The organism is Pseudomonas sp. SDO5215_S409 (assembly GCF_054071325.1).
This window is the reverse complement of the sequence record NZ_JBSVWN010000020.1, coordinates 33,050-48,899: the sequence shown is the minus strand read 5'-3', so window position 1 is coordinate 48,899 and position 15,850 is coordinate 33,050. Positions and strand designations below refer to the sequence as shown.

Annotated in this window: 22 protein-coding genes; 8 read left to right on the top strand and 14 right to left on the bottom strand. The window is 62.2% G+C overall.

The window, feature by feature from the left end; translation table 11 throughout:
* Window positions 1-8: 8 nt before the first annotated feature.
* The 3 genes from ACW9H9_RS12805 to ACW9H9_RS12795 all read left to right on the top strand — a co-directional run bounded on the left by ACW9H9_RS12805 (window position 9) and on the right by ACW9H9_RS12795 (window position 2,307).
* Complete coding sequence (locus ACW9H9_RS12805; RefSeq protein ID WP_457343567.1) at window positions 9-473, top strand: CreA family protein; 465 nt, start codon at window positions 9-11, stop codon at window positions 471-473.
* A gap of 99 nt (window positions 474-572) precedes the next feature.
* Window positions 573-1,055 carry a glutathione peroxidase gene (locus ACW9H9_RS12800; RefSeq protein WP_457343566.1) on the top strand — a complete coding sequence of 161 codons (483 nt, stop codon included), beginning with the start codon at window positions 573-575 and terminating at the stop codon, window positions 1,053-1,055.
* A gap of 148 nt (window positions 1,056-1,203) precedes the next feature.
* Complete coding sequence (locus ACW9H9_RS12795; RefSeq protein WP_457343565.1) at window positions 1,204-2,307, top strand: NADH:flavin oxidoreductase; 1,104 nt, start codon at window positions 1,204-1,206, stop codon at window positions 2,305-2,307.
* Here the strand turns inward: ACW9H9_RS12795 and ACW9H9_RS12790 are convergent.
* Complete coding sequence (locus ACW9H9_RS12790; RefSeq protein ID WP_457343564.1) at window positions 2,276-3,478, bottom strand: glycosyltransferase family 4 protein; 1,203 nt, start codon at window positions 3,476-3,478, stop codon at window positions 2,276-2,278. The two genes, ACW9H9_RS12795 and ACW9H9_RS12790, sit on opposite strands and share 32 nt — an antisense overlap.
* A gap of 54 nt (window positions 3,479-3,532) precedes the next feature.
* Entirely contained in the window at window positions 3,533-4,291 is a 759-nt protein-coding gene (gene cysZ, locus ACW9H9_RS12785) for a sulfate transporter CysZ (protein WP_457343563.1), read from the bottom strand.
* Between the two features lie 293 nt (window positions 4,292-4,584).
* On the opposite strand from cysZ, the gene trxB reads away from it, so the two are divergent.
* Entirely contained in the window at window positions 4,585-5,547 is a 963-nt protein-coding gene (gene trxB / locus ACW9H9_RS12780; RefSeq protein ID WP_457343562.1) for a thioredoxin-disulfide reductase, read from the top strand.
* A gap of 81 nt (window positions 5,548-5,628) precedes the next feature.
* On the opposite strand, the gene ACW9H9_RS12775 is transcribed toward trxB, so the two are convergent.
* The 9 genes from ACW9H9_RS12775 to ACW9H9_RS12735 all read right to left on the bottom strand — a co-directional run bounded on the left by ACW9H9_RS12775 (window position 5,629) and on the right by ACW9H9_RS12735 (window position 10,844).
* On the bottom strand, window positions 5,629-5,967 hold the full coding sequence (locus ACW9H9_RS12775) for a HopJ type III effector protein (RefSeq protein WP_457343561.1): 339 nt from the start codon (window positions 5,965-5,967) through the stop codon (window positions 5,629-5,631).
* Between the two features lie 114 nt (window positions 5,968-6,081).
* Window positions 6,082-7,050 (bottom strand): quinone oxidoreductase family protein, encoded by a 969-nt coding sequence (locus ACW9H9_RS12770; RefSeq protein ID WP_457343560.1) that lies wholly within the window; start codon window positions 7,048-7,050, stop codon window positions 6,082-6,084.
* A 26-nt stretch (window positions 7,051-7,076) separates the two neighbouring features.
* The gene (locus ACW9H9_RS12765; RefSeq protein ID WP_457343559.1) at window positions 7,077-7,568 is read right to left on the bottom strand and encodes a YybH family protein; all 492 of its coding nucleotides are present in this window, start codon (window positions 7,566-7,568) and stop codon (window positions 7,077-7,079) included.
* A 13-nt stretch (window positions 7,569-7,581) separates the two neighbouring features.
* Window positions 7,582-8,070: a YybH family protein gene (locus tag ACW9H9_RS12760; RefSeq protein ID WP_457343558.1), complete on the bottom strand. Its 489-nt coding sequence runs from the start codon at window positions 8,068-8,070 to the stop codon at window positions 7,582-7,584.
* An 80-nt stretch (window positions 8,071-8,150) separates the two neighbouring features.
* A complete protein-coding gene (locus ACW9H9_RS12755; protein WP_457343557.1) occupies window positions 8,151-8,585 on the bottom strand; it encodes a MarR family winged helix-turn-helix transcriptional regulator in 435 nt (144 codons plus the stop codon).
* 99 nt (window positions 8,586-8,684) lie between these two features.
* On the bottom strand, window positions 8,685-8,981 hold the full coding sequence (locus tag ACW9H9_RS12750) for a DUF1244 domain-containing protein (protein ID WP_457343556.1): 297 nt from the start codon (window positions 8,979-8,981) through the stop codon (window positions 8,685-8,687).
* Window positions 8,982-9,054: 73 nt separating this feature from the next.
* The gene (folX, locus tag ACW9H9_RS12745; protein WP_457343555.1) at window positions 9,055-9,426 is read right to left on the bottom strand and encodes a dihydroneopterin triphosphate 2'-epimerase; all 372 of its coding nucleotides are present in this window, start codon (window positions 9,424-9,426) and stop codon (window positions 9,055-9,057) included.
* Between the two features lie 89 nt (window positions 9,427-9,515).
* Window positions 9,516-10,226 carry a dihydromonapterin reductase gene (folM, locus tag ACW9H9_RS12740; protein WP_457343554.1) on the bottom strand — a complete coding sequence of 237 codons (711 nt, stop codon included), beginning with the start codon at window positions 10,224-10,226 and terminating at the stop codon, window positions 9,516-9,518.
* Between the two features lie 57 nt (window positions 10,227-10,283).
* Entirely contained in the window at window positions 10,284-10,844 is a 561-nt protein-coding gene (locus ACW9H9_RS12735; RefSeq protein WP_457343553.1) for an antibiotic biosynthesis monooxygenase, read from the bottom strand.
* A 207-nt stretch (window positions 10,845-11,051) separates the two neighbouring features.
* Between ACW9H9_RS12735 and ACW9H9_RS12730 the strand changes: the two genes are divergently transcribed.
* On the top strand, window positions 11,052-12,011 hold the full coding sequence (locus ACW9H9_RS12730) for a MerR family transcriptional regulator (protein ID WP_457343552.1): 960 nt from the start codon (window positions 11,052-11,054) through the stop codon (window positions 12,009-12,011).
* A 2-nt stretch (window positions 12,012-12,013) separates the two neighbouring features.
* Here ACW9H9_RS12730 and ACW9H9_RS12725 read toward each other — a convergent pair whose 3' ends face one another.
* Together ACW9H9_RS12725 and ACW9H9_RS12720 are read right to left on the bottom strand one after the other, a co-directional pair.
* Entirely contained in the window at window positions 12,014-12,619 is a 606-nt protein-coding gene (locus ACW9H9_RS12725) for a hypothetical protein (RefSeq protein WP_457343551.1), read from the bottom strand.
* Between the two features lie 60 nt (window positions 12,620-12,679).
* Entirely contained in the window at window positions 12,680-13,147 is a 468-nt protein-coding gene (locus ACW9H9_RS12720) for a PAS domain S-box protein (protein ID WP_457343550.1), read from the bottom strand.
* A gap of 130 nt (window positions 13,148-13,277) precedes the next feature.
* Here ACW9H9_RS12720 and ACW9H9_RS12715 point away from each other — a divergent pair, with 130 nt between their 5' ends.
* Window positions 13,278-13,733 carry a flavodoxin gene (locus ACW9H9_RS12715; protein WP_457343549.1) on the top strand — a complete coding sequence of 152 codons (456 nt, stop codon included), beginning with the start codon at window positions 13,278-13,280 and terminating at the stop codon, window positions 13,731-13,733.
* Here the strand turns inward: ACW9H9_RS12715 and ACW9H9_RS12710 are convergent.
* Entirely contained in the window at window positions 13,714-14,610 is an 897-nt protein-coding gene (locus tag ACW9H9_RS12710) for a LysR family transcriptional regulator (protein WP_457343548.1), read from the bottom strand. The genes ACW9H9_RS12715 and ACW9H9_RS12710 overlap by 20 nt on opposite strands.
* Before the next feature lie 99 nt (window positions 14,611-14,709).
* Between ACW9H9_RS12710 and ACW9H9_RS12705 the strand changes: the two genes are divergently transcribed.
* Both ACW9H9_RS12705 and ACW9H9_RS12700 read left to right on the top strand, forming a co-directional pair.
* The gene (locus ACW9H9_RS12705) at window positions 14,710-15,096 is read left to right on the top strand and encodes a CidA/LrgA family protein (protein ID WP_457343547.1); all 387 of its coding nucleotides are present in this window, start codon (window positions 14,710-14,712) and stop codon (window positions 15,094-15,096) included.
* Window positions 15,086-15,772, top strand: a complete 687-nt coding sequence (locus ACW9H9_RS12700; protein WP_457343546.1) for an LrgB family protein — start codon at window positions 15,086-15,088, stop codon at window positions 15,770-15,772. Before ACW9H9_RS12705 ends, ACW9H9_RS12700 begins: the two co-directional genes overlap by 11 nt.
* Window positions 15,773-15,850 lie beyond the last annotated feature (78 nt).

Sequence of the window (15,850 nt, the reverse complement as noted above, 5' to 3'; positions counted from 1 at the left end):
AGTACACGATGCGCATCATGAAAGGATTGCTCGGCCTGCTGCTGACCCTGCCGCTGTTGGCGTCGGCCGAAGAGATTGGCCAGGTGTCGACGGTGTTCAAGTTTGTCGGGCCCAATGACCGCATCGTGGTCGAGGCATTTGACGACCCCAAGGTGGACGGCGTGACCTGCTACCTGTCCCGCGCCAAGACTGGCGGTGTCAAAGGCGGGTTGGGCCTGGCCGAAGACCGCGCCGAAGCCTCGATTGCCTGCCGCCAGGTGGGGCCGATCCGCTTCAAGGGCGAGCTCAAGGATGGCGACGAGGTGTTCAAGGAGCGCACCTCGCTGGTGTTCAAGACCATGCAGGTGGTGCGCTTTCTCGACAAGAAGCGCAACACCCTGGTGTACCTGGTGTACAGCGATCGCCTGATCGAAGGCAGCCCGCAGAACGCGGTAACGGCCATTCCGATTCTGCCGTGGCCGACGGCGCAATAAGCGCACGCGACTTTTTTAACCGGCATCTATGATTGCAGGCCTCGCGGCGCTACTCTCGGACGGCCGTTTTGCAAAAACATGGGATATCTGGAGTTTGTGATGAGCGCTTTCCACGACCTGAAACTTAAAGCCCTGGATGGTCAGGAACTGCCGCTGGCGCCCTTCAAGGGCCACGTGGTGTTGGTGGTCAACGTGGCCTCCAAATGTGGCTTGACCCCGCAATACGCAGCACTCGAAAACCTCTACCAGCAGTACAAGAACCAGGGGTTCACCGTACTCGGGTTGCCGTGCAATCAGTTCGCGGGGCAGGAACCCGGCACGCAAGAGGAGATTCGCGAGTTCTGCAGCCTCAACTACGGCGTGACCTTCCCGCTGGGCAGCAAGCTTGAAGTCAACGGGCCCGATCGTCATCAGCTCTACCGCCTCTTGGCGGGCGAGGGTGCCGAGTTTCCCGGGGACATCACCTGGAATTTCGAGAAGTTCCTGCTGGGCAAAGACGGCCGCGTCCTGGCCCGCTTCTCGCCGCGTACCCCGCCGGAAGACCCTTCGATTGTTTCGGCCATCGAAAAAGCCCTGGGCTGATACCGGGCTCCACGGGGGCGGGCCTGCTCGCCCCCGTGGAGATCGTTGCCCTTTTACCGCTTAATCACCCAGATCAATAGTGCTATCGCGTAACGGGCACGTTTAATATTATCCACGTCATAAATCCTGCCTGTCGTGGAGTGCCCTTATGCCCGTCCAAGCGTTGTTCAAGCCGTTTCAGCTCGGCACCTTGCAATTGCCCACCCGTGTGGTCATGGCCCCCATGACCCGTTCGTTTTCCCCGGGTGGCGTTCCCAATTCAAGCGTCATTGAGTACTACCGCCGCCGCGCCGCGGCCGGTGTGGGTTTGATCATCACCGAAGGCACGGTGGTCGGGCACCCGGCTTCCAACGGTTATCCGAATGTGCCGCACTTTTACGGCAAGGCGGCGTTGGCCGGCTGGAAAAAAGTGGTAAAGGCGGTGCACGCCGAGGGCGGCAAGATCGTCCCGCAGCTGTGGCATGTGGGTAACGTGCGGCGCCCGGGCACCGAGCCAGATGCCAGCGTGCCGGCCTATGGCCCGGTCGAGAAACTCAAGGACGGTGAGGTCGTGGTGCATGGCATGACCACCGAAGACATCCAGGCGGTCATCGCCGCGTTCGCCCAAGCCGCCAAGGATGCCCAGCGCATCGGCATGGACGGCGTGGAGATCCACGGCGCCCACGGTTACCTGGTGGACCAGTTCTTCTGGGAAGGCAGCAACCCGCGCACCGACGAATACGGCGGCGACCTGGCCCAGCGCTCGCGCTTCGCCATCGAGCTGATCCAGGCCGTGCGTGCGGCGGTCGGCCCGGACTTTCCGATCATCTTGCGGTTCTCCCAGTGGAAGCAGCAGGACTACACCGCGCGCCTGGTGCACACCCCGCAAGCCTTGGGTGAATTCCTGCAACCGCTTTGCGACGCGGGCGTGGATATTTTCCACTGCTCCACCCGTCGTTTCTGGGAGCCGGAGTTCGAAGGTTCCGACCTGAACCTGGCTGGCTGGACACGCAAGCTGACCGGCAAGCCGACCATCACCGTGGGCAGCGTGGGCCTGGACGATGAGTTCCTGCAGTTCATGGTCAAGACCGACAAGGTCGCTCAGCCAGCGAGCCTGGAAAACCTGCTGGAGCGCCTGAACAACGAAGAGTTCGACCTGGTGGCGGTAGGCCGTGCGCTGCTGGTGGACCCGGATTGGGCGGTGAAGGTGCGTGACGGGCGTGAAGGCGACATCCTGCCGTTCAGTCGTGAGGCATTGACGACTCTGGTGTAAACGCCAGCAGGGCGGGCGTTGGTAGCTCGCTCTCGCACACCACGCGCAGTTGATGTTCAAACGCCTCGATAATCGCCGGCCACCCTTGGCGGCTGGCGTGCTGCCGGGCATTGAGGCGCACCCTGCGCAGGCTTTCGCTGTCTTCGAGCAGCCAGTTGGCCGCATCGCAAAATGCTTCTTCGTCGCCCGGCATCGCCAGCACGCCGTTGTAGCCGTGGCGAATGTGCTGGGTCGCGGCCGCCTGGTCGTAAGCCACCACGCCCAAGCCTGAAGCCATGGCTTCAAGCACGACGTTGCCGAAGGTTTCGGTGAGGCTGGGAAACAGGAACAGATCGCCCGAGGCGTAATGCCGGGCCAGGTCTTCACCGCGCAGGGTGCCGCAGAAAATCGCGTCTGGCAGTTGGTGCTCCAGTATCGAGCGCTGCGGCCCGTCGCCGACGATGATCAGTTTCATCGGGCGCAGCGGGTAAGTGTCTTGCAGCACGTCAAAGCAACGTTTGATCAGCCCGAGGTTTTTCTCTTGAGCCAGACGGCCCACGTGCAGCACCGCCGTTTGATCGTCGGCCAACCCCCAGCGTTCGCGCAGGCGCGCGTCCCGCTTGGCGGGGTGAAACAGTTGGCTGTCGACACCGCGTGCCAACAGCCCCAGGCGCTCGAAATGCCGACGCTCCAACTCCATATGCTGACTGGCGCTGGGCACCAGGGTCAGGCTTGAGCGGTTGTGAAACCAGCGTAGGTAGTGAGTGAGCAACCGGCTCAACAGGCTCAGGCCGTACTGGTTGGAGTACTGCTGGAAGTTGGTGTGAAAACCGCTGACCACCCGAATGCCCAGGCGCCGCGCCGCCCGCAAGGCCGACAGCCCCAGCGGCCCTTCGGTGGCGATGTACAGCACGTCGGGACGGTGACGTTTCCAGCGGCGCAGCAATTTGTGCATCGACGACTGGCCCCATTGCAAACCCGGGTAGCCCGGCAGCGGCCAGCCCCGGCACAGCAGCAACCCGTCATCGCTGGGCCGGGTCTGGTCGGCACCCTGGCGCGGCCGAACCAATTCCACCTGGTGCCCGCGTGCGCGCAACCCGTCACACAGGCGGCCAAGGGTATTGGCCACCCCGTTGATCTCTGGCGGGAAGGTTTCGGTGATGAGGGTGATGTGAAGCGAGGCGGTCGTCATGCCCTACAGTGTGGCTGTGGGGCATGTCGTCATTGTGTCGCCAGGATGATGGATTTATGACGTGGCGACGTTTTTGAGGGCGTCGCTACCCTGCTCGCGCACCCAGAACAGCGTGGCCCCGGCCACGGCGGCGGGCATCATCAACAGGTTGACCACCGGCACCAGCAACACCAGGTAAACAATCGCGCCAAAGCTCATGCTCTGCCAGCGCTTTTGCCGCAGCCAGGCGAGCATTTCGTTCCAGCCCAGCTTGTGGTTGTCGGCGGGGTAGTCGATGTACTGAATGGCCATCATCCACACCCCGAACAGCAGCCACAGCGGCGCCGCCACCAGGTTGACCACGGGAATGAACGACAGGATGAACAGGCCGATGGCCCGTGGCAGAAAGTAGCCCAGCTTGCGCATTTCCCGGGCCAGGGTGCGGGGCACCATGGCCACCAGTTCACCCCAGCTGAACGCCGGGAAATCATCGGTGCCGCGTACCACCACTTCGACCTTTTCCGATAAAAACCCGTTGAACGGCGCGGCGATGATGTTGGCGAGCATCGTGAAAGTAAAAAACACCATCAGCACCACCAGCACCACGAACAGCGGCCACAGGATGTAACTGAGAAACCCCAGCCAGCTGGGCAGGGTGGGCATCAGCGCATCGACCCACAGGTGGAACTGGTGGCCAGCGAAGTAGATCAATCCGACGAACAGCACCAGGTTGATCAACAAGGGCAGCAGCACAAACAAACGCAAACCGGGGCTCAGGACCAGTTTGAGTCCTTCGCGCAGGTACTGTGGGCCTGAGAGAACAGGGGCGGGCATGGATAACTCCGGGCTGTGGGACGAACGCGCCGACCTTACCGGCTTTGCCGACGGGACGAAAGCGCGGCGGATAACGCGACATTAACGGTAACAAACCTGTCGATTAATAAGCAGGGCAGCATAGAGACCTCCTATGAGCTGGATTGTTATTGCGTATTTCCTTAATCTTGCGTCCCTCGATACGCTGCACCCCATTATTTTCAGGGCCTGCGAGTTCAAGCCTTCCCCAAGTGCTTCGCGGTCCTTTTTTATTCCAGCCGCTCTGTTTTCCGGGCGGTCGACAGGAGTGAGTCATGACTGATACCCGTCATTCGCGCGTGATTATTCTCGGTTCCGGCCCTGCCGGTTACAGCGCTGCGGTCTACGCTGCCCGGGCCAACCTCAAGCCACTGCTGATCACCGGCATGCAGGCGGGCGGTCAGTTGACCACCACCACGGAAGTCGACAACTGGCCGGGCGACGTCCACGGCCTGACCGGCCCGGTGCTGATGGAGCGCATGAAAGAACACGCCGAACGTTTTGAAACCGAAATCGTGTTTGACCACATCAATGCCGTCGACTTCTCGAAAAAGCCCTACAGCCTGACCGGCGACAGCGGCGTGTACACCTGTGACGCGCTGATCATCGCCACCGGCGCCAGCGCCCGTTACCTGGGCTTGCCGTCGGAAGAAACCTTCATGGGCAAGGGCGTTTCCGCTTGCGCGACCTGCGACGGTTTCTTCTACCGCAACAAGCCGGTGGCCGTGGTCGGCGGCGGCAACACCGCCGTCGAAGAAGCCCTGTACCTGGCCAACATCGCCAGCACCGTGACCCTGGTGCACCGCCGCGAGACGTTCCGCGCCGAAAAAATCCTGATCGACAAACTGCACGCCCGTGTGGCCGAAGGCAAGATCATCCTCAAGCTCAACGCCACCCTGGACGAAGTCCTGGGCGACAACATGGGCGTGACCGGTGCTCGCCTGAAAAACAACGACGGCAGCTTTGACGAGCTGAAAGTCGACGGCGTGTTCATCGCCATCGGCCACACCCCGAACACCTCGCTGTTCGAAGGCAAGCTGACCTTGAAAGACGGCTACCTGGTGGTGCAGGGCGGCCGTGAAGGCAACGCGACGGCCACCAGCGTCGAGGGCATCTTTGCGGCTGGCGACGTGGCCGACCATGTTTACCGCCAGGCGATCACCTCGGCCGGTGCAGGCTGCATGGCGGCACTGGACACCGAGCGTTACCTGGACGGTTTGAAAGACGCTTCGTTCTAAACCCGTTGCGATAAAAAAACCGGCTTAAAGGCCGGTTTTTTTGTGCGCACGTTCCAGCCAACAGCCTGGTTTTTACAACGCTCAGCGACGCGTCAGTGGTTGCGAAGTGAACGTCACCCCTGCCAACCCATGGGCGATCAACGCACGGATGTTGCCATGGTCACTGCCTTCTGGCGTGGCCAGCACCGAGCGGTAATGTTCGCCAAACGCCAACAGCGTTTCCTGGTCGCTCAAGCCTTCCAGCAACGCCAGGCCCAAGGTCTTGCACGAGCCTTCATTTTGCCCGGCGGCGTTTTCCACGCTGCCGTTGGTGAAGGCCTGCGGCTGGTAGTCGTAACCTGCGGCAATAAACGCCAGGGTGTCGGCAAAAACGTGTTCGCCGCTGGTGAGGCGGGTGCGCAGGGTATTCAGATCGGTCATCGGGTGTGGCCCTTTATGGCGGTGACAAGTGAGGTTCAACAACGAACCTGCAGGCGTGCCCATGGTAAAGGTTTTTGACGCCGTTTTGAGCCGTGTGCACCTGCACGTGAGTGGCTAAGGGACGATCAACACCCGCCCGAATGCCTGACGCGATTGCACGTACGCATGCGCCAAGTGCGCTTCACTCAGCGCAAAGACGCGATCGAGCACCACCTCCAGTTCACCGGCGGCCACACGGTCGATCAAGCTGTTGACCATGGCATGCACCCGGGCATGCTCGGTGTCGAGGCGCGTGGGAAAGAACACGCCATGCAGGCTCTGGTTGCCGCGCCACAGTGTCACCGGGTCCAACTGGTTTGCTTCCCGGCCTGACACCCCGACCGTGACTATCCGACCGCCATACGCCAGGGCCTGGACACCGCGTGCCAGGGTGCTGCCGCCGATGCTGTCGATGATCAGGTCCACCCCGTTCGCGTTGGTGAGCGCCCGGGTGCGTGCCACGAAATCGCTGTCGACATAGTTGATGCCCGCCGTCATGCCGTAGGCCTGCAAGCGCGACAGGCGCTCATCGCTCGACGCGGTCGCGTACACCGTTGCCCCGGCGGCTGCCGCCAATTGAATCGCGGCCAGCCCAAGGGCCCCGGAGCCTGCGTGTACCAATACGGTTTGCCCGCTCTGCAGGCCACCCGTGTGAAACAGGCACTCGTGCGCGGTGCCCCAGGCCACGGGCACGGCGGCGGCGTGGGTGAGGGCCAGCGCGTCGGGGACGGGCCAGGTGTCGACCGCAGGCGCCGCTACCCGCTCGGCATGTGAGCCCCAGGCCAAAATGGCGACGACGCGGTCACCCACCTGCCGGTCGTGGACGTGCGCGCCTACCGCGCTGATCACGCCGGCGCATTGGTAGCCGACGATATGGGGCACGCGTGCCAGCGGGCGTATTTCCCGGTTGATCAGGTCGCCGCCCTCCAGGGAAATCGCTTTGATGTCTATCACCACTTCGTCGGGGCCGCAGACGGGATCCTCCACGGTTTCGTAACGGAAGACGTCAGGCCCACCGTTGGTGTAATACACAGCAGCTTTCATCTTGGGTTCTCCCACTCGGGTGTGTGTTATTGAGCGGCAACAGGAATGATCGAGCTGATGCGCCAACCCTGGGGCGTGCGCACCGCGACTTCATAGATGTGGTAAAGGGCGGTGCGTGCATCGGCCGGGGTGTGTCCCAAGGTGATGTGGGTCGGCGCGTACAGTTGGGCCACGTCAGGCGTCAGCGGCACGATGCGCAGCTGAGTCAGGTCGGGCTCGAACGTCCAGACGCCTTTGAACGTCTCCTTAAAGTGCGCCATCAACGCAGGCTTGCCCCAGAACTGATAGGCCCGCGCCACAAAGACAACAGGGTCGGGCGAGCCCTCGGGTGGCGCCAGGAAAACGCTGCTGAAGGCCTCCAGGTCATGGGCGGTCGCCGCTTGCGCCTGCTTGACGAAAACGGCCTGCACGTTTGCCCGGTCCTGTTCACTGAACGCATCGGCGGCCGGGCTTGGCGTGGCATACAAAAAGCCCAGGCACATCAGGCTCATCAAGGTGCAACAGGTTTTACGCGTCATGCGAACACCCCTTTTACTCGGCAGGAACGGGAATGATGGCGGTGAATTTCCAGCCCTTGTCCGTTCGGACCGCGAACTGATTGATCAGGTACTTGCCCGTCACCGCGGGTTTGCCCGGGCCGCCGAGCGTCACGGTGGTGGGGGCATAGAGTTGGGCGGTGTCGTCACTGAGTGCGATCACCTGGATCTGATCGAGCTGCGGGTCAAGGTGCCAGGTGCCGGCGAACGCTTCCTGGAAATGCTTCCTCACGGCGTCCTTGCCCCAAAACCGATAGGCCCGCGCGACGAACGACACCGGCGAGGGGCGATTGCCCGGGGTGTCCGCCAGCACCGTGTCCAGGGTGGCGATGTCATGGGCGTTTTCTGCCGCGACCTGTTTTAGAAAGAGTTCGCGTACCGCCAGTGCGTCGGAAGAGGGCTGGGTTTGGGCAAGCAACGCCTGGGGTTGAAGCAAGGCCAGTGCGGTGAGTGTCGCCAGGAGTGTTTTTGGGTAAATAGACATAAATAGCCTCATATGCCCCTATGGAGTGGAAAAAATCGCCTGTGCACCCCGCTGTGCTGGGGGATGCGACGGGCGGCGGGTTAAAGGTCCAGGCTGGCGATGCGGCTCATGATTCGGCGCATGGCCAGCGCGTCCTCTTTGCCAAAGGCCGACTCGAACCGGCGTTGTGCGTGTTCCCAGGCCACTTTGCCCTTTGCCTCCAGCTCAATGCCTTTTTTGGACAGGATCACCGCCCGTTCTCGGCGGTCACGCTGCCCGACGCGCATTTCCAGCAGCCCGTCCCGTTCCAGGGGGCGCAGGTTGTGCCCCATGGTGGCGCGGTCCATCACGAGTGTTTCGGCCAGCTCCGCAATGGTGGCGCTGCCGCGGGAGGCCAATAAGCTGAGGATGGCGTATTGGGTGCCGCGCAAGCCGCTTTCGGCCAGGCACGTGTCGTAGTAACGCGTTACATACCGCGCCGCTTTGCGCAGCGCGGTGTTGTTGCAAACGCCGGGGGTTGCTTGTGCGCCAGTCATGGAAAGCCCACTGCTTGGGAGGTTCTTCCAGAATATAGGGGCATATGCCCTTATGTCAACGCCAGCGCAGCCGCAGGCTGTAAAGCGCTCGATCAGCGCTTAGGCGTGGGGTTTCCCTTGGGCAAATGCGGCTTGTTGTTCGGCGCTGGCTTCTTGCTGGTAGCGGGCTTTCCAGTCGGCGTACGGCATGCCGTAGACCACTTCGCGGGCGTCATCGAGGCTGATGTCGACCTGGCGCTCGTCGGCCTCGGCCTTGTACCACTTGGACAGGCAGTTGCGGCAGAAGCCGGCGAGGTTCATCAGGTCGATGTTCTGGACATCCTTGCGGCTGTCCAGGTGGGCCACCAGGCGACGAAAGGCAGCGGCTTCAAGTTCAAGGCGTTGTTGATCAGTCATAAAAAGGCTCTTGAGGCAGCGTTGCGCGACAGGCTCACGCTGCACGTTGGAATCAGTAGGGGCTGGTTGACCGCTAGCGGCTTGCCGCCAGTGTAATCGAGACCGATTCGGCAAAGCGCAGCGCGTGAGGTTTGTCTACTTCGACTTCGGCATGCAGCACCGACGGGTGGGTCATCACCAGGTCCAGCAGTTCCTGGGTCAGGCGCTCCAGCAGGGCAAAACGGTTGCCCTCCACGTGGGCAATGATTGCCTTGGTGAGGGTGCGGTAGTTCAGCGCGTGGTCGATGTCATTATCGCGCACGGCTTCACGGGCGGCATACAGCACCGTCAGGTTGATCCGCACATCCTGTTTGTTGAGGATCTCGTCTTCGTTGATCCCGATAAACGTGCGCAGGCAAAGATCCTTGACCCGGATGCGTGCCATGCCTGGTTGAAGTTGTGGCATCTATTGGCTCCCTCCCATTGATTGCAGGGACGTGCGGTGACGCTGTAAGCCCCCTGCACTGAAATATAGACAGCGCCCGCACAAACGGCCTACCGGATATGCCGGCCGCCATTAACGGTCAGCGTGGTTCCGGTCACATACGGGTTGTCGAGCAAGTAACGTACGCTCTGGTAGATCACCTCGGGCCCGGGTTCCAGGCCCAGGGCCGATTTGGCCAGCACCCGGGCGCGGTACGCGGCATCGTCGCCCTCGTTGAACATCACCATGGCCGGGGCAATGCCGTTGACCTTGATGGCCGGTGCGTACCGGGCGGCGAACGACAGGGTCAGGCTGTCGAGCCCGGCCTTGGTGGCGCAGTAGGCCATGTGGTGCTGGCTGCCCTGGCGCGTGACGTCATCGCTGATGTGGATGATATCGGCGGGGGACGTGCGGTGTAGCAGCTCGGCACAGTGCAGGTTGATCAGGTAGGGCGCGAGCATGTGCACGCTGAACAGGTCAATAAACGCGTTGCTTTCATTGCCCGGCGTGTCGGCTTGCCAGGTCGAGGCGTTGTGGATGATCGCTCGCAGGTGGTGGGTGTGGGTTTTCAAGTCGGTGATGAACGCGAGGATGCCTGCCTCAGAGGAAAAGTCGGCAAACAACCCGATCGCGCCCCGCTCGCGCAGGGCCTGCACGCCTTGGCGTTCGCTGCGGTAGCTGAAGATCACCGGTTGCCCCTCGTCCAGCAAACGCTGCGCGCAGTGCAGGCCGACACGCTGGCCGGCACCGGTGATCAGGATCGGAGCGGGGGTAGGCTTCATGAGCGGCTCGAGTCGCTGGCAGATGGAGACTATACCAGCGAGTGGCCACCCCTGTACTTAGGCGGTCGCTTCGTCAGACTTCAGCCGCGCCGGTGGCGGATTCAGCCAGTTGGCCAGCAGGTGTGTGGACAGCGGAATGAAGAAAAACACCATCAACGGTGTCAGCACCAGGGTGCTGCAAAACACGCGGCTGAGCAGGCTTAACTCGCCCAGCAACGGCCCCAATATGAAGTTGAACAGCAGCGACACCGGAAAAAACGCCAGCCAGATGGCCACGCTCTGTTTCCAGCGTGGCGGGCGGGCATGTGCGGCGCCGAACCAGCCGTCGATGCCGCGCACGCGACGTTCGCAAGGGTGGGCAAACAGCTCGCTGCCCCGGCTCAGCCAGGCGCTGCGCGAGTTGGAAAATTCCCAGGCCTGCAGCGTCTGCTCGTCGGCGAAGCGGAAAATAATCTGAAATTCATCATCCAGAGGGGGCGGCGCCAGTACGCCGGAGCCCAGGTAACCGGGAAAGTCCGTGGCCAGTTGCTCGCCTTCGCGCAGCCAGGCCATCAGTTCTTCATAACGCCCGTGGGCCACGCGGCGCGCAACCATCAGGGTAACGGGGGAGGTAGACATTGTGTATCTCCATAATGAATCGGTACGCCGAGCCGGGTAGGTGGCGCACAAACGTTGCCGCGGGTAGGGCGGCAGCGTAGACAAGCAAGGGTTGTGCCCGGAGGGGCAAAACAGGCCAACGGCGTTGACCCTATCAGCGGGCGCTTGAAAAGGACAGATCGAAACGCGTTAAATGGGATCCAAATTTTAGCGAGTGTTTGCGCCACGATGCCAGTGATAACGCTTCCTTTTCACGCGCAAACGCCTGTCGGCCCGGCTGATGGCGATGAGCTGTTTCCCATTCGTGAAGTGGCAAGATTGACAGGTGTCAACCCGGTGACATTGCGGGCCTGGGAGCGCCGCTACGGGTTGATCCAGCCCGTGCGCACCGACAGTGGGCATCGTTTGTACTCGTGCGCCAATATCGACACTGTGCATCGGATCCTCGAGTGGATCGAACGCGGCGTGTCGGTGAGTAAAGTGGGCAAGATCCTCGCCCGCGACGCCGGTCAGGCCGAGGGCGTGCGCAGGGTTCAGGACCCCTCAGGCAACGTCCCCTGGCCGCAGTGGCAGGCCCGGTTGCTGCAGGCCATCAACGCCTTTGATGAGCGCCAACTGGGCCATCTCTACGGCCAGATCGTGGACGCGTATCCCGCAGGTGTGGTGTTTCAAGACATCCTCGTGCCGCTGTGGTCCGAGTTGTCTCGCCACCAGGGCCATTTTGGCCAGGCCAGTGAATGGCTGTTCTTTGACGAGTTCCTGCGGGCCCAAGCCCTGCAACAGCTGCGCACGGCCCGCACGCCTGCCGCGCCGCGTGTGGTGCTGGCGGCGATCCCCGGGGAGTGTCGCAAGCTGGAACTGCTGGTGGCGGGCCTGTTGATGGGCGGCGATGCACTGGCGGTGCAGGTGCTCGGCATGGGGCAGCCCCTCGATGAGTTGACGCTGGTCTGCGAAAAAATCCAGCCGCAGGCACTGGTGGTGTTTTCCAATCATTGCCAGGGGCAGGATTTATCCCGGCGGTTGAATCGCCTGGCGCTCACGCTCGATTGCCCATTGTTGCTGGCGGGCGAAGCCTGTGAGCTGGCCCAGGAACAACTCGAGGGCTCGGCCATCGGGTGCCTGGGAAACGACGGGGGCTTGATGCAGCAACGGCTCCAGCAGTTTCTTGGCGGGAACCTGGATACCTGAGCTCAGGCGTGGACTTCGGGGTGAAACAGGCGATGCTGCTGCAAGATGAACTGGCGCAGACGCTCGGTTTCATCCACATCGCTCTGGCTCAGGCGATACGCGAATAACCCGCGGGCGGTTTCACGCTCCAGCGTACCGCGCACGGCAATGCGTTCGTAGCCCGACGGGCTGAACCACAGGGAGAACGTCTTGGGCGGCTTGATCCGGCCGCGAACGTCCACCAGCAACCCCTTGAACGACACTTCGTGCACCCACAAGGCGCCGGGTTGCCCCTTGATGTTTTCCAGGGCCACCGGCTCTTCGAGCGCCAGGCGCCACGGGCGAATCATGGGGCCGTCTTCAAAAATGCTCGGCACGCCCAGGCGCAGGTGCACGGCGTGGAATTCGTCTTCCACCAGTTGCAGCGGGAACGTCATCTGCTGGTTGTCGAACTGCGCTTGCAGGGTCACGTGGTCGTGGGCGGCGAGGCGGGTGAGCAAGTCGCGGATCTGCGCCCCGCCATTGACGGTCAAGCTCGACGTCACATCCCGCACATTCAACTGCGGGTTGTGGTGCATGGTCTGAATAAAATCCAGCTCGTCTTGCGTCAACAGCGTGTCGCGGTGCATTGAGGGTGCTCAACAAAAGGGGTGTTAAAGTGCCATTATCTCCTCTAAAGACCGCGTTTTCTAAGCTTTGTTAGATCCGCTCGTCGCCTTGACGGCGGCGAGTTCGGCCTTTAATTCGGCCACCTGCGCTTCCAGTTGCGTAACCCGTTGTTGTGCCTTGATTTGAACCGTGACGTCCTTTTGCACGCCCACAAAATAAGTCTGCTTGTCGGCGGGGTTGTAGACCGATGACAGCGAGAGCTCATTCCAGAAGTGCGTGCCGTCCTTGCGGTAATTGCGCAGCACTTCGCGGCAGGCGCCGCCGCTGTCCAGGGCTTCGCGGATGGCCATCAGCCCCGGCTGGTCGCGGTCGCCCGCCTGCAAGAAGCGGCAATCCTGGTAGAGGATTTCGTCGAGGGTGTAGCCGGTCAGGCGCTCAAAGGCCGGGTTCACGTAAATCAGCGGTTTGTCCTTGCCTTCGCGTTCTGCAACCACGATGCCGTCATTGGAAGCGTTCACCACCATTTGCAGCAGTTTGGCGTTGATCATTGGGCGGAGTTCCTGCGTGTTTCTGAAAGTTTCAGTTTAAAACAGGTAGGACGGGTTGCAGGGCGAGCGCGGAAATATTCTCGCCAGCTGTTAATATCCCAGGCTTTCAGTCAACTACAGGATCAGATTGATGAAAGTCGCCATCCTTTCGGGCTCGGTGTACGGCACGGCGGAAGAAGTCGCCCGGCATGCCGCCAAAATCCTCAACGCCGCAGGGTTTGAAACCTCGTACAACACCCGGGCCACCTTGGCGGACATCCAGGCCTTCGGCCCTCAAGTGTTGCTGGCCGTGACCTCGACCACCGGCATGGGGGAGTTGCCGGACAATCTCCAACCGCTGTATTCGACCCTTCGCGACCAGTTGCCCGCCGCCTTGCGGGGCCTGCCCGGTGCAGTGATCGGCCTGGGGGATGCCAGCTATGGCGACACGTTCTGTGGCGGCGGTGAGCAAATGCGCGAACTGTTTGGCGAGCTGGGCGTGCGCGAAGTGCTGCCGATGCTTCGCCTGGACGCCAGTGAAAGCGTCACCCCCGAAGCCGACGCCGAGCCCTGGCTGGCCGAATTGATCAGCGCACTGCGCGCTTGACCGGGTACTCGCGCAGCAACGCCAGCCAGGCCTGGGCGGCCTTGGACAGGTAAGCGCCCTCACGCCAGATAAACGCGATGTCCCAGCGCAGGTACTCCGGGGCCTTGAGCGTCAGGCGGACCACGCCGGGGCGCACAAGGCCCCGCGCCACGATGCTGGGCAGCAACACCACGCCTTGCCCGGCCGCCACCAGGGCCGCCAGAAAATCCGCCTGGCCACTGCGCCCGCTTTCCTTGGGCGTAAACCCCAGTTGCTGGCACGCCTTTAACAGAAGGTCGTTGAGCACAAAGCTGCGCTGGTACATCAAGAACGGGGTGTCTGCCAATTCCTCCAGGCGGATCTGCGCGTTGTCGGCCAGCGGGTGGTCCATGGGCAGCAAGGCGTCCAGCGGCTCGTCGCAGAACGGCTGCCAGGCGAACGCCGGGTTGCTGGGCATCAGGCAGCCGCCCACTTCCAGTTCGCCGGTGAGGATGGCGTGTTCGATGCTACGGCTGCCACCTTCCAGCAACTGGATGGTGATGTTGGGGTAGCGGCGGCGGTATTCCGCGAACAGCCCGGCAAACAGCGCTTCGCCGCCCAATTGCGGCAGGCCCATGCGCAGTTCGCCCCGGGTGAGTTGTTCCAGGTCATCGAGTTCGCTGTGCAGCTCGCTTTGCATGCGCAGCATGGCCTCGGCGCGTTGCAAGACCACCTGGCCCGCCGCGGTCAGGCGAACCTGAGAGCCCAGCCGGTCCAGCAACGGTGTGGCCAGGCTTTGCTCCAGCTGCGCCACCTGTTTGCTCACGGCGGACTGGCTGATGTGCAAGGTTTTGGCGGCTTGGGTAAAACCGCCCCGGTGGATCACTTCGACAAAGCTGCGCAGCTGTTTGAATTCCATGGGCCCGATTCCAGTTTGGAATGAGGGGGAGTCTAACAATTCGCTGTGGGGATGCGGGAGCGCTCTTTAAACTGAATGCCCTGCGAGGACCCAAAGCTCATGAAACGTTTCAACTTCAAACGCGTCGGTCGGTTCGTTGTTGAACTGAGCGTGTTGTTGGCTATTTATTTTCTCGGCTGCCAATTAGCCGTTTGGCTGCCGTGGCCGATCCCCGGTGGCGTGGTGGGGCTGGGGCTGTTGTTGTTTACCTTTGCCACCGGCCTGGTCAAACCCGCCGCCCTGCAATTGGGTGCCGGGGTGTTGATGGCGGAGATGCTGTTGTTCTTTATTCCCGCCTTGATGAGCCTTCTGGACTACGGCGGCCTGGTGCGGCATGAAGGCTGGCGAATCATGCTGGTGATCTGTTTAAGCACCCTGACGGTGATGCTGGTGACCGCCTTCACCGTGGAAGCGGTGTGCCGCTGGAAGCTGCGTCATGAAGCTTGAGCTGATGCCGCTGTTCTGGCTGGCATTGACCCTGGGCGCCTACGGTGTGAGCCGCCTACTCTACCGGCGCACCGGGCGCTATGTGTTTTCACCGCTGATCCTGGCCCCGGCGCTGTTGCTGGCGGTGGCCGTGCCCCTGAAGACGGGCTACGCCGAATACGCCACCGACACCCACTGGCTGATGCTGGTGCTGGGCCCGGTGACGGTGGCGTTCGCGATTCCTATCTGGCAGCAGCGGGCCTTGCTCATGCGCCATTGGTCGGCCTTGTTGCTGGGTATGGTGGCGGGCAGCCTGGCGTCCATCGGCACCTCGTTTGGCCTGGCCCGGGCGCTGGCGCTGGACACGTCGGTGACGCTGTCGCTGGTGCCACGCTCCATCACCACACCGTTCGCTATGCCGGTGTCGTCCGACTTGGGCGGCGTGCCCGAACTGACCGCCGTCTTTGTGATGTTCACCGGCGTGTTCGGCGCAATGCTGGGCGGCATCCTGCTCAAGTGGCTGCCCTTGCGCACACCGCTGGCGCGCGGCGCGCTGTTTGGCGTGGGGGCCCACGGGGCGGGCGTCAGCCGGGCTCGCGAGGTGGGCGGCGAGGAAGGCTCAGTGGCCGGCCTGGTGATGGTGCTCACAGGCTTGCTCAACCTGTTTGCCGCGCCTTTATTGGCGTCGCTTATCTGACACCTTTTGTGCCAATTGTAACTATGCTCAGGACTGACCCGCTCGGTCATCAAGCTGGCTGCCAAGGCAACTACGGCA